Genomic DNA, 22,104 nt, shown 5'->3' with positions numbered 1-22,104 from the left:
GCTGGACGATCGCGGCCTACTGCTTCACCGGCCGCTTCGCCAACTTGCGCTGCAAGGTGCGCCGATGCATGTTCAACGCGCGCGCAGTCGCCGAGATATTGCCGCCGTGTTCAGCGAGCACACGCTGGATATGTTCCCACTCGAGCCGCGCCACCGACAGCGGCTGCGGATGCTCGATCGCCTCCTCGGCCTGCAGCGCGCTTGCCTCGCTTTGCAACGCCGACAGGATCGACTCGACATTGGCGGGCTTCGCGAGATAGTTGTCGGCCCCGTCTTTGACCGCCTGCACCGCGGTGGCAATGCTCGCGTAGCCGGTCAACACGAGCATGCGCGCGTCGGGCTGCAGATCGCGTAGCGGTGCGACGAGCGTGAGGCCGGAGTCGTTGCCCAGATGCAGGTCCACGGTGATCTCGCTGAACTTCTGCTGATTCGCGAGCCGGATCGCCTCGTCCGCGTTGTGCGCTTCGCTCACCGTGTAGCCGCGCCGCGTCAAGCCGCGCGCGAGGATGCCGGAGAACACTTCGTCGTCGTCGATCACCAGAAAATTCTTTTCGCTCATGCCTGTTTCTCCGTGTTGGATGGCGCGGCGCCTTGCGGGCTCGCTCCAGAAATCTTGCGCGCGATGACCGGCAGCCGCAGCACCGCACGCGTGCCACGCGGCCGCCCGCCGTTGACGTCGGCCAGCTCGATCGATCCGTTCAGACGCGCCGCCGCCGAAAACGCCAGATACAGGCCGACGCCGTGGCCGCCCTGCGTGCTGTTCACCGGCATCGCGCCGAGCGAGCCACGCAGCGAGGCTGGAATGCCCGGACCGTGGTCGCACACTTCGAATACGATCTGGTCGCCGCGTGGCGCGAGCGCACAGGAAAGCGTCACGTGATCCCGGCTCGCGCGCGCGGCGTTATCGAGCAGGATCGTGAGTATCTGGCCGACGGCCACCGTGTCGTTGAGACTGACATCGGCGGGCGGCGTGCCGATCCGCTCGAACGTCACGTGCGGATGGCGCAAGCGCCATTGCTCGGCAAACGATTCGAGCCATTCGTCGACCGGCTGGCGGTTCGTCGTGGTCGTCGCGCGGCTGCGCAACCGCGCGAGCGCCGACGTACACAGCATCATCTGCTGCTCGAGCAGTTCGAGATCGGCGCGGTAGGGCGCGAGTCCCGCGTCGGTGCGCGCCGCGTCGCGCAATTCTTCGGACAACATCGCGATTGTAGACAGAGGTGTGCCGATCTCGTGAGCGACGGTGGCTGCCTGCACGCCGAGCGCGACCGCCCGTTCGTCGTGAAGCAAGCGCTGCTGCGCTTCTCCAAGCGCTGCGTCACGTAGCCGCAGTGCCCGCGACATGCGCGCGACGAACCACGCGATCAGCCCCACACTGACCATGAAGTTGACCCACATCCCCGAGCGGTAGTAGTCGAACAGGTTCGCGGGATTCTCGATATTGAGCGGGACGGAATTGAAACTGAGCACGGCGTAGCAGGCAACGGCGAACGCCGCGAGCCAGGCCATCAGATACCACGGCAGCACGGCCGCCGCGATCGCGAGCGATGGCAGGTACAACGATACGAACGGATTGGTGGTGCCGCCGGACAGGAACAGCAGCGCGGACAACGCCCCGAGATCGACCCAGATCTGTCCGAACAGCTCGATGTTGGACTCGGGACGCTGTTGCGACACGCGCCACCATGTGAGCGCGTTGAACAGTACTTCGAGCGCGATCACGAGCAGCATCGCGGGCAACGGCAGTTTCGCGCCGAGGAAGATCTGCACGAACGCGATCGTCAGCAGCTGTCCGATGATCGCGAGGCTGCGCAGCCAGAACAGATGACCAAGATTGACCCGGCCGGTGTTGGTTATACGGTGCATGACCCTAGTCTACCCGTTCGGCCCCGCCCGACTGACCAGGCCGCCGAGCCAACGGCGCCGAGGCCGACGAAGCCCGTTGCTTCGCCGCCGCGGCCGAACTGCATCCGCTCGACGGTGCCTCGCTCGACACGCTCATCGGCGCGTTGCTCACGCAGCAGCGCCGCGCGGAGGCGATCGAGCTCGCAGCCATTATTACCCAACTCGATCCCGGGAGCGCGGCCGCGCACTTCCGCAGCGGCTACACGTTGCAGATGGCGAACCGGCACGCCGACGCGATCGTCCCGTATCGTCGCGCGCTCGCGCTGAATCTGCGGGCGTTGACGACGCAGCATCGCGGCGCGTGAGCGGTTTCAGATCGGCCCCAGGCGAACCGCAAAAATCACGGCCGCTCATCCCCGCTCGCCTCTCGTGTCGCCCGTGCGATCTCTGCGGCGAGACACTCCGGACACAGACACCGGCCGCCCGGCTCCAGCCGCTCGGCCGGCAGCGGCGGCAGCGCGCGGCACCAGCAGTTCGACGGTTCGGCCTGCATGCCGCAGTCGAAGGGATTGCCGCAGCGCGGACAGCGCGCGCTGCGCCCGGAGCGGGCGGAAGACGGTTTCATCGCGGGTGGGCGCAGAGGGCCGGGGACATCGGTCAGACCATGATGACACGATTGATACGCTCAGGCGCAGTCGTCCGTTCGGCCAATGCACAGCCGTCACGCAGGCGCGTTAAGCTTGCGGTTCGACACGTCCCGCAGGCTCGCGTTGGTGCGGTACGCCAAGCCCGCCCGCCGGTCGCTCGAGCCGCTGCTGAAAACCCTGTTGCAGCGCGCCAGTCCTGTACAATTCGCGCTGTTTTAACTGTTCCGTGCCCGAGCCTGCCGCCATGTCCGAGCTTCCCGACCTCTCGCAGATTGCGCCCACCCTGAAGGCCGAAATTCTGGCCGAGGCGCTGCCTTACATCCGCCAGTATCACGGCAAGACCGTGGTCATCAAGTACGGCGGCAACGCCATGACCGAAGAGCGCCTGAAGCAGGGCTTCGCGCGCGACGTGATTCTGCTGAAGCTGGTCGGCATCAACCCGGTCATCGTGCACGGCGGCGGTCCGCAAATCGACCAGGCGCTTAAGAAAATCGGCAAACAGGGCACGTTCATCCAGGGCATGCGCGTTACCGACGAAGAGACGATGGAAGTCGTCGAATGGGTGCTCGGCGGCGAGGTGCAGCAGGACATCGTGATGCTGATCAACCACTTCGGCGGCCATGCGGTCGGCCTGACCGGCAAGGACGGTGGCCTGATCCACGCACGCAAGATGCTGATGCCGGATCGCGACAATCCGGGCCAGTACGTCGACATCGGCCAGGTCGGCGAAGTCGAGTCGATCAACCCTGCGGTCGTGAAGGCGCTGCAGGACGACGCGTTCATTCCGGTGATCTCGCCGATCGGCTGCGGCGAAGACGGCCTGTCGTACAACATCAACGCGGACCTCGTCGCTGGCAAGCTCGCGGTCGTGCTGAACGCCGAAAAGCTCGTGATGATGACCAACATCCCCGGCGTGATGGACAAGGAAGGCAATCTGCTGACCGACCTGTCGGCGCGCGAAATCGACGGCCTGTTCGAAGACGGCACGATCTCCGGCGGCATGCTGCCGAAAATCTCGTCCGCGCTCGATGCGGCGAAGAGCGGCGTGCGTTCGGTGCACATCATCGACGGCCGCATCGAGCACTCGGTGCTGCTCGAGATCCTGACCGAGCAACCGTTCGGCACGATGATCCGCTCGCACTGATTGTTGCGGGCCCTCCCAGTTACAGGCGTCGCGCCTCCGCGACGCGGCGCCTGAAGAGCTCCATCATGCGCACCCCCACTTCGCGGCGCCGCCGTCCTGACATCGCGGGCGGCAAGCCGGTTTGGCTGTTCGATCTCGACAACACGCTGCACCGCGCGTCGCATGCCATTTTCCCGGCGATCAATCGCGGGATGACGCAGTACATCATCGACGCACTGCACGTCGATACCGACGAAGCCAACCGTCTGCGCATCGGCTACACGCTGCGCTACGGCGCGGCGCTGCTCGGCCTCACGCGCCACCATCCGCTCGACGCGCACGACTTCCTGAAGGTCGTTCACACGTTCCCCGACCTCTGCTCGATGATTCGTCACGAGCGCGGTGTCGCGCGTCTGCTCGCGGCTCTGCCGGGCCGCAAGATCGTGCTGACCAACGCGCCCGAAACCTACGCGCGCGCAGTGCTCGCCGAATTGCGCATCGAGCGGCTGTTCGAGCGCGTGATCGCGATCGAGCACATGCGCGATCGCCGCCAATGGCGCGCGAAGCCGGATCACACGATGCTGCGCCGCGCGATGCGCGACGCGCACGTGTCGCTGAAAGACGCGATCCTCGTCGAGGACACGCGCTCGCACCTGAAGAACTATCGGCGGCTTGGCATCCGCACCGTATGGTTCACCGGTCATCTGCCGCGCAAGCCGCACGCGGACGGCGTGCCGACGCGTCTGCCCGGCACCGGCCGGCCGCATTATGTCGACCGCAGCATTCGTTCGCTAAAATCGTTACGACTGGGCATGCGCTCGGTTCGTTGGAAGGAACCCAAGCAAGGACAGTAGGGACGGAAGCAGCCAACGACATCAGCCGGGGGATGACAGCCATGCAGCCGATCGACAAGCCTGACGAAGCCTCAGCCGAAGCCTCCCCCGCAGCGCCCGCTGCCGCACGGCCGCTGCGTCCGAAGCCAGGCGAGCGTCGCGTGCACATCCTGCAGACGCTTGCGGGCATGCTCGAGGCACCAAAGACCGAAAAAATCACCACGGCCGCCCTCGCCGCCCGGCTCGGCGTATCCGAAGCCGCGCTGTACCGCCATTTCGCGAGCAAGGCACAGATGTTCGAAGGTCTGATCGAGTTCATCGAGAAGACGCTGTTCGGGCTCATCAACCAGATCACCAGCCACGAAAGCAACGGCGTGCTGCAGGCGCGCGCGATCGCGCTGATGCTGCTCAACTTTCCGGCTAAAAATCCCGGCATGACGCGCGTGCTGACCTGCGAGGCGCTGGTCGGTGAGCACGAGCGGTTGACCGAGCGCGTGAACCAGATGCTCGAGCGTATCGAGGCATCGCTGAAGCAATGCTTGAGGCTCGCGCAGACCGAAGCGCTCGCCCATGCGGATAACGACGCCACGAACGACGCCGACCCGCAGTCCGTGCCGCAAACCACCGCGCTGCCCGCCGACTACGATCCGGCGATTCGCGCGAGCCTGCTGCTGAGCTACGTGATCGGCCGCTGGCACCGCTACGTACGCAGCGGTTTCACGCGCCCGCCCGCCGAACACGCGGATGCGCAACTGCTGCTGATTCTTCAGTAGTCCGCGAGGCTCGGACCCTTCGTGCGGCACCGTCCGCGCCGCTGTCGCGCAGAATTTTCCGCTATACTTTCCGCCTGATGCCGCTGTCGCCCTCCGATGCACAACGGGCCGCGCCAAGGCATCCCGAACACGTTGCACGCGGTTTCACACCCTTTAACGCGCCGATTTGCTGACTCGATTGCGGGCGCGCGAACCTCAAGGCCCAAGGCCCGCGGTTCACTACAAATGCGGCTAAAGAGGTCGTCAGCTGCGCACACAGCCCTCTCTTCGTGCTTCGCCGACGCCGTTTAGCCGCCCTGTTGACTCAATGGCGGAATGAATGGAATCCATCGGCATCGTCGCTCCCCAAAAAATGCATTTCACCGAGCCGCTGCCCTTGCGCAACGGCAGCTCGCTCGCGGGCTACGACCTGATGGTCGAGACCTACGGCACGCTCAATGCCGCGCGCAGCAATGCGGTGCTCGTGTGCCACGCGCTGAACGCATCGCATCACGTGGCGGGCGCGTACGCCGACAATCCGAAAGACATCGGCTGGTGGGACAACATGGTCGGCCCGGGCAAGCCGCTCGATACCGACAGATTCTTCGTGATCGGCGTGAACAACCTGGGCTCGTGCTTCGGCTCGACCGGGCCGATGAGCCTCGACCCCGCCACCGGTAAGCCGTACGGCGCGACGTTTCCGGTCGTCACCGTCGAAGACTGGGTCAACGCGCAGGCGCGCGTCGCCGACGCGTTCGGCATCAGCCGCTTCGCCGCCGTGATGGGCGGCAGTCTCGGCGGCATGCAGGCGCTCGCGTGGAGCATGATGTATCCGGAGCGCGTCGCGCATTGCATCGTGATCGCGTCGACGCCGAAACTCTCCGCGCAGAACATCGCGTTCAACGAGGTCGCGCGCTCGGCGATCCTGTCGGACCCGGATTTCCACGGCGGCAACTACTACGCGCACGGCGTGAAGCCGAAGCGCGGCCTGCGCGTCGCACGGATGATCGGACACATCACGTATCTGTCGGACGACGACATGGCCGAGAAATTCGGCCGCTCGCTGCGTCGCGCGGAAGGCGCACTCGATGACTACAACTTCAGCTTCGACGTCGAGTTCGAAGTGGAATCGTATCTGCGCTATCAGGGCGACAAATTCGCCGACTACTTCGACGCGAACACCTACCTGCTGATCACGCGCGCGCTCGACTACTTCGATCCGGCCAAGGCCTTCGACGGCGATCTGACCGCCGCGCTCGCGCACACCACCGCGAAGTATCTGATCGCGAGCTTCTCGACCGACTGGCGTTTCGCGCCGGCACGCTCGCGCGAGCTGGTGAAGGCGCTGCTCGACCACAAGCGCACGGTCACCTACGCGGAAATCGACGCGCCGCACGGCCACGATGCCTTCCTGCTCGACGACGCGCGCTATCACAACCTGCTGCGCGCCTACTACGAACGCATTGCGAACGAGGTCAACGCATGAACCAGCGAGCACTTGATTACCTGGCATCGCGCCCGGACTTCCGCGCGATCGCCCGCTGGGTCGAACCGCGCTCGACCGTGCTCGATCTCGGCTGCGGCGACGGCTCGCTGCTGTCGCTGCTGAGCGAGGAACTGGAGGTGCAGGGTTACGGCATCGAGATCAACGACGCCGGCGTGCTCGCCGCGACGCAGAACGGCGTCAACGTGATCCAGCAGAATCTCGAAGACGGCCTGCGGCTGTTCGAAGACGGCAGCTTTGATTTCGCGGTGCTGTCGCAGACCTTGCAGACCATTCATCAGACCGCGGCGATCCTGCGCGAGACGGTGCGCGTCGGCAAGGAATGCATCGTCTCGTTTCCGAATTTCGGCTACTGGACGCATCGGCTGTCGGTGTTGAACGGACGCATGCCGGTGTCGAAGTCGCTGCCTTACCAATGGCACAACACGCCGAACGTGCGCGTGCTGACGATCAGGGATTTCGAGGCACTCGCACCTGAAGTCGGCATCGAAATTCTCGATCGCGTCGTGCTGCACGACGGACAGGTGGTGCGTTGGGGCGTGAATTGGCGTGGTAGTCTTGCGGTCTATCGCGTCAAGAAAAGCTAACGTCACTTATCCACATGTCGAACCCGCCGCACGAGGCGCCTGCACTTACCGCTCACGAAGAACATCCCGGCTGGCGCGCGTTTTTGAATACGCGCATGCTGATTTGCGTCTTTCTCGGCTTTACGTCGGGATTGCCGCTGTTTACGCTCGTCTACCTCGTGCAGGCGTGGCTGCGCTCGGAAGGCGTCAATCTGAAGGAAATCGGCCTGTTCGCGCTGATCCAGTTTCCGTACACATGGAAATTCGTCTGGGCTCCGCTGATGGACCGCTACGTGCCGCGCCTGCCCGGCTGGCGGCCCGGCAGACGGCGCGGCTGGATGCTACTCACGCAGTTGCTGGTGGCGGGGGCGATGGCGACGCTCGGCTTCGTGTCGCCGCGCGAGTCGATCTGGACCGTCGCCGCGCTGACCGCTTTGGTCGCGTTCTTCGGCGCGAGCTCCGACATCGTGATCGACGCGTACCGGCGTGAATTGCTCAGCGACACGCAACAGGGCCTCGGCAACGCGGTGCACGTGAACGCGTACAAGATCGCGGCGCTCGTGCCCGGTTCGCTCGCGCTGATTTTGTCCGACCATCTGCCCTGGAGCACCGTGTTCATCGTGACGGCCGCGTTCATGCTGCCGGGGGTTCTGATGACGCTGGTCGTTAGCGAACCCGAGGTGCACGGCAAGCCGCCGAAGAATCTGCGCGAAGCGATCGTCGAGCCGTTCAGGGAATTCATTCAGCGCGACGGCTGGCGCGGTGCCCTCTTCGTGCTCGGCTTCATCTTTCTGTACAAGCTCGGCGATACGATGGCGACCACGCTGTCCACGTCGTTCTTCCTCGACATCGGCTTTTCGCGCACGCAGATCGGTGTGATCGCGAAGACCACGGCGTTTGGCGCGAGTCTCGCGGGCGGGATCATCGGCGGGATCTGGCTGATGAAGATCGGCATCGGCCGCGGCTTGTGGATTTTCGGTTTGCTGCAGATGGTGTCGACGCTCGGCTTCGCGTGGCTCGCCCATCTCGGCCCGGATTCGCCCGGACTTGCCGCGATCTACGACATCGCCGTCGCGCTCAGCCAGGGAACAACGAAGCTGCTGTCGTTCGTCGGCATCGACTGGAGTGTGCAGCTCGACCCGCGCTCGGTCGCGCTCGCGCTCGTCTACGGCTTCGAGACCTTCGCCACCGGCCTGACGATGGCCGCGTTCACCGCATACATTGCGAGCACCACCGATCCGCGCTACACCGCGACGCAGTTCGCGCTGTTCACGAGCCTCGCGTCCGTGCCGCGCACGCTCGCGTCGGCGGCGAGCGGTTACGTGGTCGCGCGGATCGGCTGGTTCGACTACTTCCTCCTGTGTACCGCGCTCGCAGTGCCCGGCATGCTGCTGCTGTTGCGTATCGCGCCGTGGAGGGAGCGGTCGTGAAGGTACGGTTTTCGACAAGCGCGCACCGCACGGCGCTCAGCGCCGCATGGTTGCTCGGCTGCGCGAGCGTCGCGCTGGCCATGCCGTTGGGCGCCTATGCGGCAGGCGCGGCGGCGACCGGCGCCAGCGCGCTCAGCAACGCGCAAGCTCCTGCGGCGGCTGTCGCCGTGACAAGTGGTGCAACGCCCAACCCTGCTCCGCCGCCCGCGGCCAGATCGGCGACCGGCGGAGCCAGCGCGGAAAACGCGACATCCGCCGCGCCCGGTGCCAACCCAGGCGCGAATAACGGCAACGCCGGTGCCCCGAGCACAACCGGCGCTAGCGTCAGCGCTCCGAGCGCCGCCACACCCGGCTCCGCCGCGCAGCAGTCCGCGCAACCGGCCGCCGCCGCCAAAGCTCCCGCTGCGGCAGCGGCCCCGGCGGCCGTGCCGCCGCCGTACTACGTCAGCCCGCAAGTGCGTTACGGCGGCTACATGGTGTTCCGCAACCTGATCCCGTCGCCGATGCTCGAGGCCCAGGCCGCCGAGGAGTTCAGCCAGATCGTCTACGGCGCGAACCACGCGAAACGTCTGTACGGCGACACCGACGCGCGCGTGACGCGCGTGCGTTCGATTATCGACCGGATGATTCCGTACTCGTTGAAATGGAACGAGCGAGCCAAGGGCTGGAAGTGGGAAGTCGCGGTGGTGCGCTCCAACGACATCCGCATGTACTGCCTGCCGGGCGGCAAGATCGTCGTCTATAGCGGGATACTCGATCGCGTGCGCCTGAACGACAACGAGCTCGGCATGCTGATCGGCCACGAAATCGCGCACGCGTTGCGCGAGCACGCGCGCATGCGGCTGGGTCAGCTGCAGGCGAGCCAGCTCGACTCGACCGGCACCATCCCGCAACTGTTCGGCCTCGCCGATCTGGGCATGGCGCCGCTCGGCATCGGTTCGCGTCTGCTGGAAATGAAGTACGAGGACACCGACGAAACCGAAGCCGACGTGATCGGCAGCGATATCGCGTCGCGCGCCGGCTTCGATCCGCGCGCGGCGGTCACGCTGTGGGACAGGCTCGCGCAGGCGACGCGCGGCAATGGCGAGCGCGGCTTCATCTACGTACACCCGTACTCGCCGGAGCGCCGCGAAGACATCATCAAGCGGCTGCCAGACATGCTGCCGCTCTACGCGAAGGCGATCGGCAAGAGCGTCGACGTGCTGCCCGACTACGCGGGCATCGGCCGGCCGACCCGTAAGCCGGTGCGCGACTGATACCCGCTTCTACCCACTGCTAGCGGGCCACGGCGCTCCACGCGCCGCGACGGGTCGGCTTACTTCTTCACCTTGTGGTCGTAATCGACGGTCAGCGGCGCATGGTCGCTGAACTTGATATCGCGGAACACGTCGGTGCGCTTTGCCTTGCTCGCGATGCCGGGCGTGGCGATCTGATAATCGATCCGCCACCCGACGTTCTTCGCATACGCCTGACCGCGATTGCTCCACCACGTGTACTGCTCGGGTCGCGGGTCGAGCGTGCGGAACACGTCCACATAGCCGACTTCGTCGAACAGTTTGTCGAGCCACGCGCGCTCTTCCGGCAGGCAACCCGAATTCTTCTGGTTGCCCTTCCAGTTCTTGATGTCGATTTCCTTGTGCACGATGTTCACGTCGCCGCACACGATCACCTCGCGCTCCTTCGCCAGCTCGGCGAGATGCGGCATGAACTCGTCCATGAAACGGAACTTGGCCTGCTGGCGCTCGTCGCCGCTCGATCCCGACGGCACATACACCGAGATCACCGACAGCTTGCCGAAGCGGAGCTCGACATAGCGCCCTTCCGGGTCGAACTCCTCGCTGCCGAAGCCGATCACCACTTCGTCCGGCTCATGACGCGTATAGACGCCCGCGCCGCTATAGCCCTTTTTCACCGCGTGCTGGAAATAGCCGGTGAAATCGTGCGGCGCCATAAACTCCGGCGTCATGTCGTCCTGCGAGCATTTGATTTCCTGCACGCACAGCACGTCGGCGCCCTGCTCGCCGAACCAGTCGAAAAAGCCCTTCTTCGCCGCCGAGCGGATGCCGTTGAGGTTGGCGGTAATCACACGCAACATGTCGTTCCTTTTTTGTTCGATTCGTTTCTGAAGCCGAGGGGCGAGGCCGTGTTCACTCGACCTTGACGCCCTTCAGCGATTCCTTGGCAGGCGGATATTCGAGCTTCAGCGCGTTGAGCGTGCGCAGCAGCAGTTCGGCGACCATCACGTTGCGATGCGTCTTCGAGTCGGCCGGAATCACGTACCACGGAGCGTATTCGGTCGACGTCGCGGCCAGCGCGTCGCGATACGCGGACTGATACGCCTCCCACTGCTTGCGCGCTTCGAGATCCGATACGTCGAATTTCCAGTGCTTGAGCGGATCGTCGATGCGCGCCTGCAATCGCGCACGCTGCTCGTCCTTCGAAATGTGCAGCATGCACTTGAGTATCGTCGCGCCGCTGGACACCAGCATCTCCTCGAACTGGCGGATCTGGCGGCAGCGCTGCTCGAAGGCGGCGGCATCGAGCTCGCCCTGCACGGTCGGCACGAGCAGGTCTTCGTAGTGACTGCGGTTGAAGATCGTCAGCTCGCCGGCCGCGGGTGTATGCAAATGCACGCGCCACAGGAAGTCGTGCGCGAGCTCGATGGGCGTCGGGGCCTTGAATGGCACGATGCGCAAGCCGAGCGGATCGACTTCATGAAACACCGCGCGAATCGTGCCGTCCTTGCCGCTCGTGTCCATGCCTTGCAGCACCAGCAGCACACGGCGCTTGCGCTGTGCGTGCAGCCGTTCCTGCAGATTGTCGAGCAGCAGACCTATCTCCGACAGACGCTCGCGGTCGGCGTCTTTCGAGCCGCCCGAAAACGGCTTCGCCTTCGGATCGAAATCGTCGAGCGAGAAGTGATTTTTCTTCTTGCCATCGTCGAAATACGGGACGAGGAAATCGTCGAGATCGGGTTGCTTTGCCATGCACACACTCCGTGGTCTACGCTTCGCTACGCCTATCCGCCTGAAGCGGGTCCGCAAAATAAAACGGGCCGTTGCCCCGCTTCCGATCCGGCAACAGCCCGTGGTGGCGCAGGCGTGACCACGCCCGGCCGCGGCACATCAACTCAGGACAATTTCTTCTTGAGCAATTCGTTGACCTGAGCGGGGTTGGCCTTACCCTTGGTCGCTTTCATCGCCTGACCGATCAGCGCGTTGAATGCTTTTTCCTTGCCGGCGCGGTATTCGTCGACCGATTTCTGGTTCGCGGCGAGCACTTCGTCAATGATCGCTTCGAGCGCGCCGGTGTCCGAAATCTGCTTCAAGCCCTTCGCCTCGATGATGCGATCGGCGGCGGCTTCGTCGGTGGCCTTTTCTTCCCAGATCGCGAGGAAAATTTCCTTCGCGATCTTGTTCGAGATCGTGCCGTCGGCAATGCGTTGCAGCAGCAGCGCGAGCTGCGCGGCCGAGACCGGGCACGCAGCAACGTCGAGACCTTCGCGATTGAGCTGCGACGACACTTCGCCCATCACCCAGTTCGCCGCGACCTTCGCGTTAGCCGGGCCGGCCTTCGCGACTACCGCCTCGAAGTAAGCGGCGTTCGCCTTGCTCGAGGTCAGCACGTTCGCGTCGTACGGCGTGAGGCCGTACTGCGATACGAAGCGCCGCTGGATCGCTTCCGGCAGCTCAGGCATCTCGCTCTTCACGCGCTCGACCCACGCGGCGTCGATCACGAGAGGCATCAGGTCGGGGTCGGGGAAATAGCGGTAGTCGTGCGCGTCTTCCTTGCTGCGCATCGAACGCGTTTCGCGCTTGTCCGGATCGTACAGACGCGTTTCCTGCACCACCGTGCCACCGTCTTCGATCAGCTCGATCTGGCGGCGCACTTCATACTGGATCGCCTCTTCGAGGAAACGGAACGAGTTCAGGTTCTTGATCTCGGCGCGCGTGCCGAATTCCTTCTGACCGAGCGGACGCACCGACACGTTCGCGTCGCAACGGAACGAGCCTTCCTGCATGTTGCCGTCGCAGATGCCGAGCCATACGACGAGCGTATGCAGCGACTTCGCGTAGGCAACCGCTTCAGCCGCGCTGCGCATTTCCGGCTCGGTGACGATTTCGAGCAGCGGCGTGCCGGCACGATTCAGGTCGATGCCGGTCATGCCCGCGAAGTCTTCGTGCAGCGACTTGCCCGCGTCTTCCTCGAGGTGGGCGCGAGTCAGGTTGATGGTTTTCTCGTACGCTTCCTTGCCCGCCTTTTCATTGGCCGGTACCTGGATGGTCACCTGACCGCCCTGCACGACGGGGATTTCGTACTGGCTGATCTGATAGCCCTTCGGCAGATCGGGGTAGAAATAATTCTTGCGCGCGAAGATGCTGCGCGGCGCGACCGTTGCGCCAATCGCGAGGCCGAATTGAATGGCGCGCTCGACCGCGCCGCGGTTCATCACCGGCAGCGTGCCCGGCAAAGCCAGATCGACCGGGCTCGCCTGCGTGTTCGGCGCGGCGCCGAATTGCGTCGCGGTGCCCGAGAAGATTTTCGAATGCGTCGACAACTGCGCGTGGGTCTCCAGACCGATCACGACTTCCCATTGTTTGGTCATGGTGCTCACACTCCTGCCGGTGTCTGACGGTGCCAGTCGGTCGCGCGCTGGAACGCATCGGCCACCTGCAGCATCCGGGCTTCGTTGAAATAGTTGCCGATGATCTGCAGACCGACCGGACGCTGCGCATTTGCGCCCGCGCCGAAGCCGCACGGCACGCTCATGCCCGGCAGGCCAGCGAGGCTCACCGACAGCGTGTAGATGTCGGCAAGATACATCTGCACCGGATCGTCGCCCTTCGCGCCGATGTCCCATGCCACCGACGGTGCGACCGGTCCCATGATCACGTCACACTGCTTGAACGCTTCCTGGAAGTCCTGCGCGATGATGCGACGGATCTTCTGCGCCTGCAGGTAGTACGCGTCGTAATAGCCATGCGACAGCACGTAGGTGCCGACCAGAATGCGGCGCTTCACTTCCGGGCCGAAACCTTCGGCGCGCGACTTCTTGTACATGTCGAGCAGATCGCGGTACTCGGCCGCGCGATGGCCGAAGCGCACGCCGTCGAAACGCGACAGGTTCGACGATGCTTCCGCCGGCGCGATCACGTAGTAGACCGGGATCGACAGTTCGGTTTTCGGCAGCGACACCTCGACGAGCGTCGCGCCGAGCGCTTCGTACTGCTTCAACGCCGCGTCGATGGACGCGCGCACGTCGTCGGCGAGACCAGCGCCGAAGTACTCCTTCGGCAGGCCGATGCGCAGACCGGCGAGCGGCTTGTCCGCGCCACCGTCTTGCCAAGACTTGCCGAGGTAGCGCGTGTAGTCCTCGTGCTCGTGCGAGAGGCTTGTCGAGTCGCGCTCGTCGAAGCCGGCCATTGCGTTGAGCAGCGTCGCGCAGTCCGCGGCGCTTTGCGCCATCGGGCCGCCCTGGTCGAGCGACGACGCGAACGCGATCATGCCGTAGCGCGACACGCGGCCGTACGTCGGCTTGATGCCAGTGATGCCCGAAAACGACGCCGGCTGGCGGATCGAGCCGCCGGTGTCGGTGCCGGTCGCGGCGGGCGCGAGACGCGCGGCCACGGCGGCCGCGGAGCCGCCCGACGAACCGCCCGGCACGGCCTTGCGGTCCCAAGGATTCTGCACGGCGCCGAAGTACGAATTCTCGTTGGACGAGCCCATCGCGAACTCATCCATGTTGGTCTTGCCCACGCACACCATGCCGGCGTTCTGCAGACGTGCGACCACGGTCGCGTCGAATGGACTTTCGTAGTTCGCGAGCATCTTCGAGCCCGCCGTGGAGCGCCAGCCTTTCGTGACGAACACGTCCTTGTGCGCGACCGGCAGGCCGACGAGCGGACCGGCGTGGCCCGTGTGCAGCAGCGCGTCGGCTGCTTTCGCCTGCGCGAGCGTCAGCTCGGGATCGACCTGGATGAACGCGTTCAGGCTATTGGCCGCGTCGATCCGCTTCAGGTACATCTGTGCCAGTTCGACTGCGGAGCATTCCTTGGCCGCGAGCGCGGCGCGCAGTTCGGTCAGACTTTTTTCATGCATTGCGTTTTATCCTGGAAAGCGCGGCAGCGCGGTCACGCTGCCGTGGAGGCGTTCGGTTGCCCGTCGGCAGACCGGTCCGGCAAGGTTCGCGGCGAAGCCGCGCGGCTACGGCGCAGAGGATCGCGCCGGGGCCGGACCCTGGGTCTGCCCGGCGGGTCTTATTCGATCACCTTCGGCACGAGGTACAGGCCGTCCTGCACGGCCGGCGCGGCGCGCTGGAAAGCCTCGCGCTCGACCGCCTCGGTGACGGCGTCGTCACGCAGACGCAGCGCGACGTCTTCGATCTGCTCGATCGGGTGAGCAAGCGGCGCGATGCCGGTGGTATCGACCGCCTGCATCTGTTCGACGAGGCCGAAAAAATCATTGAGCTGGGCACGCGTGTGCTCGGCGTCGGCATCGGCCAGTTCGAGCCGCGCGAGATGCGCGATGCGTTTTACATCGATCAGGGTCAGAGCCATGCAGTCACCGGAAAGGGTGGAATGTCGCAACACTTTAAAAAATCGCGTTGTAACAGCGGGTTACGACAAGATAGGACAAGATTGGAAAAGGAACGGCAGGGGTAAAAAGTGCCTTCCGTTTCCTGCAAAACATCCAAAATTATAAGGTATCATTACGCGTTCGACCCAAACCCGGACCGACTTACCAAGGCCTTACTGGACAATTCCAACAACGTCCGACGCTTTCGGCCCTGGCTTTGCAACGGCCTCCGGTAGATTCCCCCGCAGCTTCAAGTTCCTGTGGCGCCGCTTCGCCCGGTTGAAGCTGTTATTTATTCCGCTGCCGCCCTACGCATACTGTGCGAGGCCCGGCCCCCAGCGAGACAGGATTTTGAATGTTCGGTTTTTTGCGCAGCTACTTCTCCAACGATCTGGCGATTGACCTCGGCACCGCCAACACGCTTATCTACATGCGCGGCAAGGGCATCGTTCTCGACGAACCGTCGGTCGTGTCGATCCGCCAGGAAGGCGGCCCCAACGGCAAGAAGACCATTCAGGCAGTCGGTAAGGAAGCCAAGCAGATGCTCGGCAAGGTGCCGGGCAACATCGAAGCGATCCGCCCGATGAAAGACGGCGTGATCGCCGACTTCACCGTCACCGAGCAGATGATCAAGCAGTTCATCAAGACTGCTCACGAATCGCGCATGTTCTCGCCGTCGCCGCGCATCATCATCTGCGTGCCGTGCGGCTCGACCCAGGTCGAGCGTCGCGCGATCAAGGAAGCCGCACACGGCGCAGGCGCCTCGCAGGTGTACCTGATCGAGGAACCGATGGCCGCTGCGATCGGCGCGGGCCTGCCGGTGTCGGAGGCAACGGGTTCGATGGTCGTCGACATCGGCGGCGGCACGACCGAAGTCGGCGTGATCTCGCTCGGTGGTATCGTGTACAAGGGCTCGGTACGCGTCGGCGGCGACAAGTTCGACGAAGCGATCGTCAACTACATCCGCCGCAACTACGGCATGCTGATCGGCGAACAGACCGCCGAAGCCATCAAGAAAGAAATTGGCTCCGCGTTCCCGGGCTCGGAAGTCAAGGAAATGGAAGTGAAAGGCCGCAATCTGTCAGAAGGCATTCCGCGCAGCTTCACGATCTCCAGCAACGAAATCCTCGAAGCGCTGACGGATCCGCTGAACCAGATCGTGTCGTCGGTGAAGATCGCGCTCGAACAGACACCGCCGGAACTCGGCGCGGACATCGCCGAACGCGGCATGATGCTTACCGGCGGTGGTGCGCTGCTGCGCGACCTCGATCGTCTGCTCGCCGAGGAGACCGGCCTTCCGGTGCTTGTCGCCGAAGACCCGCTGACCTGCGTCGTGCGCGGCTCGGGCATGGCGCTCGAACGCATGGACAAGCTCGGCAGCATCTTCTCGTACGAGTAAGCGAGCTCTTCTCCCATGTCAGTAGCGCGGATCTGGCACACGGCCCCTTGTGGGCCGCTTTGTCGTTGGCTGGACCGACCAGCCGCCGCGCGCTGACCGCGCGCACCTTGCGCGCCACCGCCTCACCCAACCGCTCACGCCCCCGGCGCCGACCATGGAATACAGTCCGCCGCCCCTGTTCAAGCAAGGCCCATCCGCTCTCGCCCGACTGGTGTTCTTCGTCGTGCTGGCGCTCGTCCTGCTGATCTCCGATGCCCGCTTCCAGACGCTCGAAATCGTCCGCGGCGTGCTCGGCGCGGGTCTTTATCCGTTGCAGCGCGCAGCGCTCGTGCCGCGCGACATGTTCCTGGGCGCCGCCGACATCGCCGTGACGAGCGCCACATTGCGCCACGAAAACGAGAAGCTGCGCACGAAGGATCTGCAAGTGTCGCAGCAGGCCAACATGGCTGCGTCGCTCGCGGCCGAAAATGGCCATCTGCGCGCGCTGCTGCAACTGTCGCAGCGCCTGACCACGCAATCGCTGCCCGCTGAAATCCAGTACGACACGCGCGATCCGTTCACGCAGAAGGTCGTGATCGGACGCGGCGCGCAACAAGGCATCCAGAACGGCTCGCCGGTCGTCGACGAAGACGGCGTGATTGGCCAGGTCACCCGGGTGTTCCCGCTGCAGGCGGAAGTCACACTGCTGACGGACAAGGACCAGGCTGTGCCGGTCGAAATCCTGCGCACCGGCTTGCGCAGCGTGATCTACGGCACGCCGAAGGGCGACACGCTCGATCTGCGCTTCGTGCCGATCAGCGCCGATGTGCAGACTGGCGACGAGCTCGTTACGAGCGGCCTCGACGGCGTGTATCCGCCGGGGCTGCCGGTCGCGAAGGTCGTGCGCGTCGATAAGCAGGCCGACACCGCGTTTGCGCGCGTGATCAGTCTGCCCATCGCGGCGGTGCGCGGCGCACGTCAGGTGCTCGTGCTGCACGTCCAGAACGACGCGCCGCCGCGCCCGGCTGCCGAACCCGACGCGGCAACCGTCGCGAAAGACGCGAAAGCGAAAAAGGGCGGTAAGGGCGTGGCGGACAAATCCGCCGCCAAGCAGGGCGACGACAGCACCGCCAACAAGGCTACGGCCGAAAAGCCCACTTCCAAATCCACGGAAAAAGCGCCGGCCAAAGCCGCCGCCGACAAGAAGTCCGAGAAGTCCGCAGCCGACAGGAAAGCCGAAAAGCCAGCTGCCGCGAAGAACGCGAAGCCGCAGGCCACGCCGGGGGCTCAGCCATGAACCGCCCGCAATACATCCTGCAGCCGGTCAACCCGTACTTCATCACGTTCAGCCTCGCCGCCGCGTTCCTGCTGAACCTGATGCCCTGGGGGCGTCTCGCCGGCGTACCCGATTTCGTCGCGCTCGTGCTGCTGTTCTGGAATGTGCATCAGCCGCGCAAGGTCGGCATGGGCATCGCGTTTCTGCTCGGCCTGCTAATGGACGTGCACAACGCGAGCCTGCTCGGCGAGCACGCGCTCGCGTACACGCTGCTGTCGTACGGCGCGATCACGATTCACCGCCGCGTGCTGTGGATGTCGCTGGGCGTACAAACGTTCGCGGTGATGCCGCTGCTCGTCGTCGCGCAAGTGGTGCCGTTCGTGATCCGGCTGTTGGCCGGCGCGGCATTTCCGGGCTGGAGTTATCTGATCGACGGTTTCGTCGAAGCCGCGCTGTGGCCGGTCGCGAGCATTTTGCTGCTGATGCCGCAGCGCCGGCCCGCCGACCCGGACGACACGCGGCCCATTTGATCCCGCGTTGCGCCCACCGGCCGCGGCCGGTTTGGGCGCACACTCTCTTGATGGCCGCAGGCCGGCCTTTTGCAGAATCGCATGACCGAATTCAAGGACACTCAACAGCAGCTCACGAAATTCCGCCTGCGCGTCGCGGCGGCGGGCCTGTTCGTGTTCGTCTGCTTCGGGCTGATCGGCTTCCGCTTCCTGTTCCTGCAGGTCTGGCACTACAGCAAGTACTCGCTGCAGGCCGATGAAAACCGCATCTCCGTCGCGCCGATCGTGCCGAACCGCGGCATCATCACCGACCGCAACGGCGTCGTGCTCGCAAAGAACTACTCGGCTTACACGCTCGAAATCACCCCGTCGAAGTTGAACGACACGCTCGAGAACGTGATCGACAACCTCGCCACAGTGGTCTCGATCGACGCGCGCGACCGCCGCCGCTTCAAGAAGCTGCAGGAAGACTCGAAGAACTTCGAAAGTCTGCCGATCCGCACGCGCCTGACCGATGACGAAGTCGCGCGCTTCACGGCGCAGCGCTTCCGCTTCCCCGGCGTCGAAGTGCGCGCGCGACTGTTCCGCCAGTACCCGCTCGGGCCGACCGCTGCCCACGTGATCGGCTACATCGGACGGATTTCGCAGCGTGATCAGGACCGCATCGACGACACGAGCGATCAGAACAACAGCGATCCAGACCACTACGATCCGCGTCTGGACGCGAACAACTACAAGGGCACCGATTACATCGGCAAGATCGGCGTCGAGCAGAGTTACGAAACCGAGCTGCACGGCCAGACCGGTTTCGAGGAAGTCGAGGTGACGGCGGGCGGCCGTCCCGTGCGCACGCTATCGCGCACCCAGGCGACGCCGGGCAACAACCTCGTGCTCTCGCTCGACATCGGCCTGCAGCAGGTCGCCGAGCAGGCGTTCGCCGGACGCCGCGGCGCGCTCGTCGCGATCGAGCCATCGACCGGCGATGTGCTCGCATTCGTGTCGGCGCCGAGCTTTGATCCGAACTCGTTCGTCGACGGCATCGACCAGCAGACCTGGGACGAGCTGAACAACTCGCCCGACCATCCGCTGCTGAACCGGCCGCTGCACGGCACCTATCCGCCGGGCTCGACCTACAAGCCGTTCATGGCGCTCGCCGCGCTGTCACTGCACAAGCGCACGCCCAGTTGGGGCTTCCAGGATCCCGGCTACTACACGTTCGGCGGCCACACGTTCCGTAACGACGTGCGCTCGGGCCAGGGCTGGATCGACATGAACCGCGCGATCGTCGTGTCGAACGACACGTACTTCTACATGCTCGCGCACGATCTCGGCGTCAACAACATCGCGAACTTCATGAAGCCGTGGGGCTTCGGGCAGATCACCGGCATCGACATCGCGGGCGAGGCGAAGGGCATCCTGCCGTCGACCGACTGGAAGCGTCGCGCGTACCGCCGCCCCGAACAGCAGAAGTGGTACGAAGGCGAGACGGTCAGCCTCGGCATCGGCCAGGGCTACAACTCGTTCACGATCCTGCAGCTCGCACATGCCACCGCAACGCTCGCGAACAACGGCGTCGTGATGAAACCGCACCTCGTGCGCGACATCGAAAATCCGATCTCGAAGGAAACACGGCCGGTCGTGCGCGATCCGAGCGACAAGATCGATGTCAAGCAGCAGGACATCGACATCATCAAGCGCGCGATGGAAGGCGTCGTGACGAGCGGCACGGCGGCCAAGGTGTTCGCGGGCGCGCCGTACCAAGCGGCCGGCAAGACCGGTACCGCGCAGGTGTACTCGCTGCAGGGCGCGAACTACAAGGGTCACGCGATCCCCGAAAATCTGCGCGATCACGCGCTGTTCATCGCGTTCGCACCGGCCGAACAACCGAAGATCGCGCTCGCGCTGATCGTCGAAAACGGCGGCTGGGGCGCGGAGGCGGCCGGTCCGATCGCGCGTAAAGTGCTCGACTACTACCTGATCGGCAAGAACAAGCCCGGCGCGCAGGAAGCGGCCGTCGCGGCAGCGGCATCGACCACGCTCGAAGCATCCGCGCCTCAGGTCGGCGATATGCCGGCACCGCATGAAAGCGCTCAGCCGCTCAGGATTGCAGCGGGCTTCACGGCACTGCCGGTGCCGGGGGCGTCGGAGGCGGCGGCTGCCGCGGCCTCGGGTGCGTCGGCGGCTGTTGCGGCTTCGGGCGCAAGTGGCGCGTCTGCGCCAGTGGCGGCGTCGGCTGGCGCAGCGGCAACAGCGCCGGCCAGTGCGCCGGCCACCGCTTCGGCTACCGCAGCCCGCGCGGCGTCGGCGGCGAGGCCCGCTTCGGCTTCGGCCGCTGCGAAGAAATCCGCGTCGCGCTCGTCCGGCGCGCCGCATAACCCCCGTCCGGCGAGCGAGCCGACGCCGAGCGTCGCGGCGCCGCCGCGCGAGGACAGCGTCCAGGACGCGTCGCCGCGCCAGCCGGCCGCCGGCGGCATCGACGAATAAGGAGAGAGGCATGCAATTCGACAAGCGCGCCTGGCTCGACCGCATCAAACGGATGTTCGTGGGCTTCGACCGTCCGCTCGCACTGATCGTTTTTCTGCTGCTGTGCGTGGGCATCGTCACGCTGTACAGCGCGACTCTCGACATGCCGGGCCGCGTCGAAGACCAGATGCGCAACATCCTGCTGACCTTCGTGCTGATGTGGGCGCTCGCCAATGTGCCGCCCAATACGCTGATGCGCTTTGCGGTTCCGCTTTACACGTTCGGGATCGCGTTACTGGTCGCGGTCGCCATGTTCGGCCTTACGAAAAAGGGTGCGAAGCGCTGGATCAACGTCGGCGTGGTGATCCAGCCGTCGGAAATCCTGAAGATCGCAACGCCGCTGATGCTCGCCTGGTACTTCCATCGCCGCGAAGGTGTGATGCGCTGGTACGACTACCTGGTCGGCTTCGCGATCCTCATCGTGCCGGTCGGCCTGATCGCGAAGCAGCCTGACCTCGGCACGGCCGTGCTCGTGTTCGCGGCCGGCTTGTTCGTGATTTATTTCGCGGGATTGAGCTTCAAGCTGATCGTGCCGGTACTGATCGCAGCCGTGATCGCGGTTGGGTCGATTGCAGCGTTTCAGGACAAGATCTGTCAGCCCGAAGTGCAGTGGCCGCTGATGCACGACTACCAGAAGCACCGTATCTGCACGTTGCTCGATCCGACTTCGGACCCGCTCGGCAAAGGCTTCCACACGATTCAGGCAGTGATCGCGATCGGCTCGGGCGGCCCGCTCGGCAAGGGCTGGCTGAAGGGCACGCAGGCGCATCTGGAGTTCATCCCCGAAAAGCACACCGACTTCATCTTCGCGGTGTTTTCGGAAGAGTTCGGTTTGGCGGGCGGGATCGTGCTGCTCACGCTGTACATGCTATTGATCGCGCGCGGACTTTACATCGCGGCCAATGGTGCGACATTGTTCGGGCGATTATTGGCCGGCTCGTTGACGATGGCGTTCTTCACGTACGCGTTCGTCAATATCGGCATGGTGAGCGGGATTCTGCCGGTGGTCGGCGTGCCGTTGCCGTTCATGAGTTACGGCGGCACTGCGCTGACTACGTTGGGCATCGCGATCGGGCTGATCATGAGCGTCGCCCGACAGAAGCGCTTGATGCAGAGCTAACCGCAGCTAGCCGTACACAGCA

The 22,104-nt window shown here is 64.7% G+C and carries 21 protein-coding genes; 13 read left to right on the top strand and 8 right to left on the bottom strand.

What is annotated here, in order from left to right:
- Positions 1 to 16: 16 nt before the first annotated feature.
- The gene (locus tag L0U81_RS00425) at positions 17 to 559 is read right to left on the bottom strand and encodes a response regulator transcription factor (RefSeq protein WP_008923577.1); all 543 of its coding nucleotides are present in this window, start codon (positions 557 to 559) and stop codon (positions 17 to 19) included.
- Positions 556 to 1,866, bottom strand: coding sequence for an ATP-binding protein (locus L0U81_RS00420; protein WP_233799642.1), 1,311 nt, complete (start codon positions 1,864 to 1,866; stop codon positions 556 to 558). Before L0U81_RS00420 ends, L0U81_RS00425 begins: the two co-directional genes overlap by 4 nt.
- Positions 1,867 to 2,009: 143 nt before the next feature.
- Here L0U81_RS00420 and L0U81_RS00415 point away from each other — a divergent pair, with 143 nt between their 5' ends.
- The gene (locus tag L0U81_RS00415; RefSeq protein ID WP_233799641.1) at positions 2,010 to 2,210 is read left to right on the top strand and encodes a hypothetical protein; all 201 of its coding nucleotides are present in this window, start codon (positions 2,010 to 2,012) and stop codon (positions 2,208 to 2,210) included.
- 35 nt (positions 2,211 to 2,245) lie between these two features.
- Here the strand turns inward: L0U81_RS00415 and L0U81_RS00410 are convergent, their stop codons facing one another.
- Positions 2,246 to 2,470, bottom strand: coding sequence for a cysteine-rich CWC family protein (locus L0U81_RS00410; RefSeq protein WP_233799640.1), 225 nt, complete (start codon positions 2,468 to 2,470; stop codon positions 2,246 to 2,248).
- A 266-nt stretch (positions 2,471 to 2,736) separates the two neighbouring features.
- Here L0U81_RS00410 and argB point away from each other — a divergent pair, with 266 nt between their 5' ends.
- The 7 genes from argB to L0U81_RS00375 all read left to right on the top strand — a co-directional run bounded on the left by argB (position 2,737) and on the right by L0U81_RS00375 (position 9,956).
- Positions 2,737 to 3,636: an acetylglutamate kinase gene (gene argB / locus L0U81_RS00405; protein WP_008923575.1), complete on the top strand. Its 900-nt coding sequence runs from the start codon at positions 2,737 to 2,739 to the stop codon at positions 3,634 to 3,636.
- A gap of 65 nt (positions 3,637 to 3,701) precedes the next feature.
- A complete protein-coding gene (locus L0U81_RS00400) occupies positions 3,702 to 4,469 on the top strand; it encodes a pyrimidine 5'-nucleotidase (RefSeq protein WP_233799639.1) in 768 nt (255 codons plus the stop codon).
- 41 nt (positions 4,470 to 4,510) lie between these two features.
- Positions 4,511 to 5,221, top strand: a complete 711-nt coding sequence (slmA, locus tag L0U81_RS00395; RefSeq protein WP_233799638.1) for a nucleoid occlusion factor SlmA — start codon at positions 4,511 to 4,513, stop codon at positions 5,219 to 5,221.
- Positions 5,222 to 5,540: 319 nt separating this feature from the next.
- Entirely contained in the window at positions 5,541 to 6,686 is a 1,146-nt protein-coding gene (gene metX / locus L0U81_RS00390; protein ID WP_233799637.1) for a homoserine O-succinyltransferase MetX, read from the top strand.
- Complete coding sequence (gene metW, locus L0U81_RS00385) at positions 6,683 to 7,291, top strand: methionine biosynthesis protein MetW (RefSeq protein WP_233799636.1); 609 nt, start codon at positions 6,683 to 6,685, stop codon at positions 7,289 to 7,291. Before metX ends, metW begins: the two co-directional genes overlap by 4 nt.
- A 14-nt stretch (positions 7,292 to 7,305) precedes the next feature.
- Positions 7,306 to 8,700: an AmpG family muropeptide MFS transporter gene (locus tag L0U81_RS00380; protein WP_233799635.1), complete on the top strand. Its 1,395-nt coding sequence runs from the start codon at positions 7,306 to 7,308 to the stop codon at positions 8,698 to 8,700.
- Positions 8,682 to 9,956: a M48 family metallopeptidase gene (locus tag L0U81_RS00375; protein ID WP_442793373.1), complete on the top strand. Its 1,275-nt coding sequence runs from the start codon at positions 8,682 to 8,684 to the stop codon at positions 9,954 to 9,956. The genes L0U81_RS00380 and L0U81_RS00375 overlap by 19 nt, the downstream gene beginning before the upstream one ends.
- Positions 9,957 to 10,015: 59 nt before the next feature.
- Here L0U81_RS00375 and L0U81_RS00370 read toward each other — a convergent pair whose 3' ends face one another.
- From L0U81_RS00370 to gatC, 5 genes are all read right to left on the bottom strand, one after another.
- Positions 10,016 to 10,795: an exodeoxyribonuclease III gene (locus tag L0U81_RS00370; RefSeq protein WP_233799633.1), complete on the bottom strand. Its 780-nt coding sequence runs from the start codon at positions 10,793 to 10,795 to the stop codon at positions 10,016 to 10,018.
- Between the two features lie 52 nt (positions 10,796 to 10,847).
- On the bottom strand, positions 10,848 to 11,687 hold the full coding sequence (locus tag L0U81_RS00365; protein WP_233799632.1) for a PPK2 family polyphosphate kinase: 840 nt from the start codon (positions 11,685 to 11,687) through the stop codon (positions 10,848 to 10,850).
- 143 nt (positions 11,688 to 11,830) lie between these two features.
- Positions 11,831 to 13,306: an Asp-tRNA(Asn)/Glu-tRNA(Gln) amidotransferase subunit GatB gene (gatB, locus tag L0U81_RS00360; protein ID WP_233799631.1), complete on the bottom strand. Its 1,476-nt coding sequence runs from the start codon at positions 13,304 to 13,306 to the stop codon at positions 11,831 to 11,833.
- Between the two features lie 5 nt (positions 13,307 to 13,311).
- On the bottom strand, positions 13,312 to 14,799 hold the full coding sequence (gatA, locus tag L0U81_RS00355; RefSeq protein WP_233799630.1) for an Asp-tRNA(Asn)/Glu-tRNA(Gln) amidotransferase subunit GatA: 1,488 nt from the start codon (positions 14,797 to 14,799) through the stop codon (positions 13,312 to 13,314).
- A gap of 158 nt (positions 14,800 to 14,957) precedes the next feature.
- A complete protein-coding gene (gene gatC / locus L0U81_RS00350; RefSeq protein WP_233799629.1) occupies positions 14,958 to 15,257 on the bottom strand; it encodes an Asp-tRNA(Asn)/Glu-tRNA(Gln) amidotransferase subunit GatC in 300 nt (99 codons plus the stop codon).
- Between the two features lie 374 nt (positions 15,258 to 15,631).
- Between gatC and L0U81_RS00345 the strand changes: the two genes are divergently transcribed.
- From L0U81_RS00345 to rodA, 5 genes are all read left to right on the top strand, one after another.
- Positions 15,632 to 16,675: a rod shape-determining protein gene (locus L0U81_RS00345; RefSeq protein ID WP_004189550.1), complete on the top strand. Its 1,044-nt coding sequence runs from the start codon at positions 15,632 to 15,634 to the stop codon at positions 16,673 to 16,675.
- 154 nt (positions 16,676 to 16,829) lie between these two features.
- Positions 16,830 to 17,951 carry a rod shape-determining protein MreC gene (gene mreC, locus L0U81_RS00340; RefSeq protein WP_233799628.1) on the top strand — a complete coding sequence of 374 codons (1,122 nt, stop codon included), beginning with the start codon at positions 16,830 to 16,832 and terminating at the stop codon, positions 17,949 to 17,951.
- A complete protein-coding gene (mreD, locus tag L0U81_RS00335; RefSeq protein ID WP_233799627.1) occupies positions 17,948 to 18,460 on the top strand; it encodes a rod shape-determining protein MreD in 513 nt (170 codons plus the stop codon). The genes mreC and mreD overlap by 4 nt, the downstream gene beginning before the upstream one ends.
- Positions 18,461 to 18,541: 81 nt before the next feature.
- On the top strand, positions 18,542 to 20,923 hold the full coding sequence (gene mrdA, locus L0U81_RS00330) for a penicillin-binding protein 2 (RefSeq protein WP_233799626.1): 2,382 nt from the start codon (positions 18,542 to 18,544) through the stop codon (positions 20,921 to 20,923).
- Positions 20,924 to 20,933: 10 nt separating this feature from the next.
- The gene (gene rodA, locus L0U81_RS00325; protein WP_233799625.1) at positions 20,934 to 22,082 is read left to right on the top strand and encodes a rod shape-determining protein RodA; all 1,149 of its coding nucleotides are present in this window, start codon (positions 20,934 to 20,936) and stop codon (positions 22,080 to 22,082) included.
- The last annotated feature ends 22 nt before the right edge of the window (positions 22,083 to 22,104 follow it).

It is taken from the genome of Paraburkholderia sp. HP33-1 (genome assembly GCF_021390595.1).
Classification (GTDB): domain Bacteria; phylum Pseudomonadota; class Gammaproteobacteria; order Burkholderiales; family Burkholderiaceae; genus Paraburkholderia.
The sequence above is the reverse complement of the archived record's forward strand: the minus strand, read 5'-3'. Positions and strand labels throughout refer to the sequence as shown.

Excerpts from the sequence above, each read along its gene's own strand:
- L0U81_RS00380 (WP_233799635.1), top strand. The coding sequence starts at position 7,306 with ATGTCGAACCCGCCGCACGAGGCGCCTGCACTTACCGCTCACGAAGAA.
- slmA (WP_233799638.1), top strand. The coding sequence starts at position 4,511 with ATGCAGCCGATCGACAAGCCTGACGAAGCCTCAGCCGAAGCCTCCCCC.
- L0U81_RS00400 (WP_233799639.1), top strand. The coding sequence starts at position 3,702 with ATGCGCACCCCCACTTCGCGGCGCCGCCGTCCTGACATCGCGGGCGGC.
- mrdA (WP_233799626.1), top strand. The coding sequence starts at position 18,542 with ATGACCGAATTCAAGGACACTCAACAGCAGCTCACGAAATTCCGCCTG.
- L0U81_RS00370 (WP_233799633.1), bottom strand. The coding sequence starts at position 10,795 with ATGTTGCGTGTGATTACCGCCAACCTCAACGGCATCCGCTCGGCGGCG.
- mreC (WP_233799628.1), top strand. The coding sequence starts at position 16,830 with ATGGAATACAGTCCGCCGCCCCTGTTCAAGCAAGGCCCATCCGCTCTC.
- argB (WP_008923575.1), top strand. The coding sequence starts at position 2,737 with ATGTCCGAGCTTCCCGACCTCTCGCAGATTGCGCCCACCCTGAAGGCC.
- rodA (WP_233799625.1), top strand. The coding sequence starts at position 20,934 with ATGCAATTCGACAAGCGCGCCTGGCTCGACCGCATCAAACGGATGTTC.
- L0U81_RS00410 (WP_233799640.1), bottom strand. The coding sequence starts at position 2,470 with ATGAAACCGTCTTCCGCCCGCTCCGGGCGCAGCGCGCGCTGTCCGCGC.
- L0U81_RS00365 (WP_233799632.1), bottom strand. The coding sequence starts at position 11,687 with ATGGCAAAGCAACCCGATCTCGACGATTTCCTCGTCCCGTATTTCGAC.
- gatC (WP_233799629.1), bottom strand. The coding sequence starts at position 15,257 with ATGGCTCTGACCCTGATCGATGTAAAACGCATCGCGCATCTCGCGCGG.
- metX (WP_233799637.1), top strand. The coding sequence starts at position 5,541 with ATGGAATCCATCGGCATCGTCGCTCCCCAAAAAATGCATTTCACCGAG.
- mreD (WP_233799627.1), top strand. The coding sequence starts at position 17,948 with ATGAACCGCCCGCAATACATCCTGCAGCCGGTCAACCCGTACTTCATC.
- gatB (WP_233799631.1), bottom strand. The coding sequence starts at position 13,306 with ATGACCAAACAATGGGAAGTCGTGATCGGTCTGGAGACCCACGCGCAG.
- L0U81_RS00420 (WP_233799642.1), bottom strand. The coding sequence starts at position 1,866 with ATGCACCGTATAACCAACACCGGCCGGGTCAATCTTGGTCATCTGTTC.
- metW (WP_233799636.1), top strand. The coding sequence starts at position 6,683 with ATGAACCAGCGAGCACTTGATTACCTGGCATCGCGCCCGGACTTCCGC.
- L0U81_RS00425 (WP_008923577.1), bottom strand. The coding sequence starts at position 559 with ATGAGCGAAAAGAATTTTCTGGTGATCGACGACGACGAAGTGTTCTCC.
- L0U81_RS00345 (WP_004189550.1), top strand. The coding sequence starts at position 15,632 with ATGTTCGGTTTTTTGCGCAGCTACTTCTCCAACGATCTGGCGATTGAC.
- gatA (WP_233799630.1), bottom strand. The coding sequence starts at position 14,799 with ATGCATGAAAAAAGTCTGACCGAACTGCGCGCCGCGCTCGCGGCCAAG.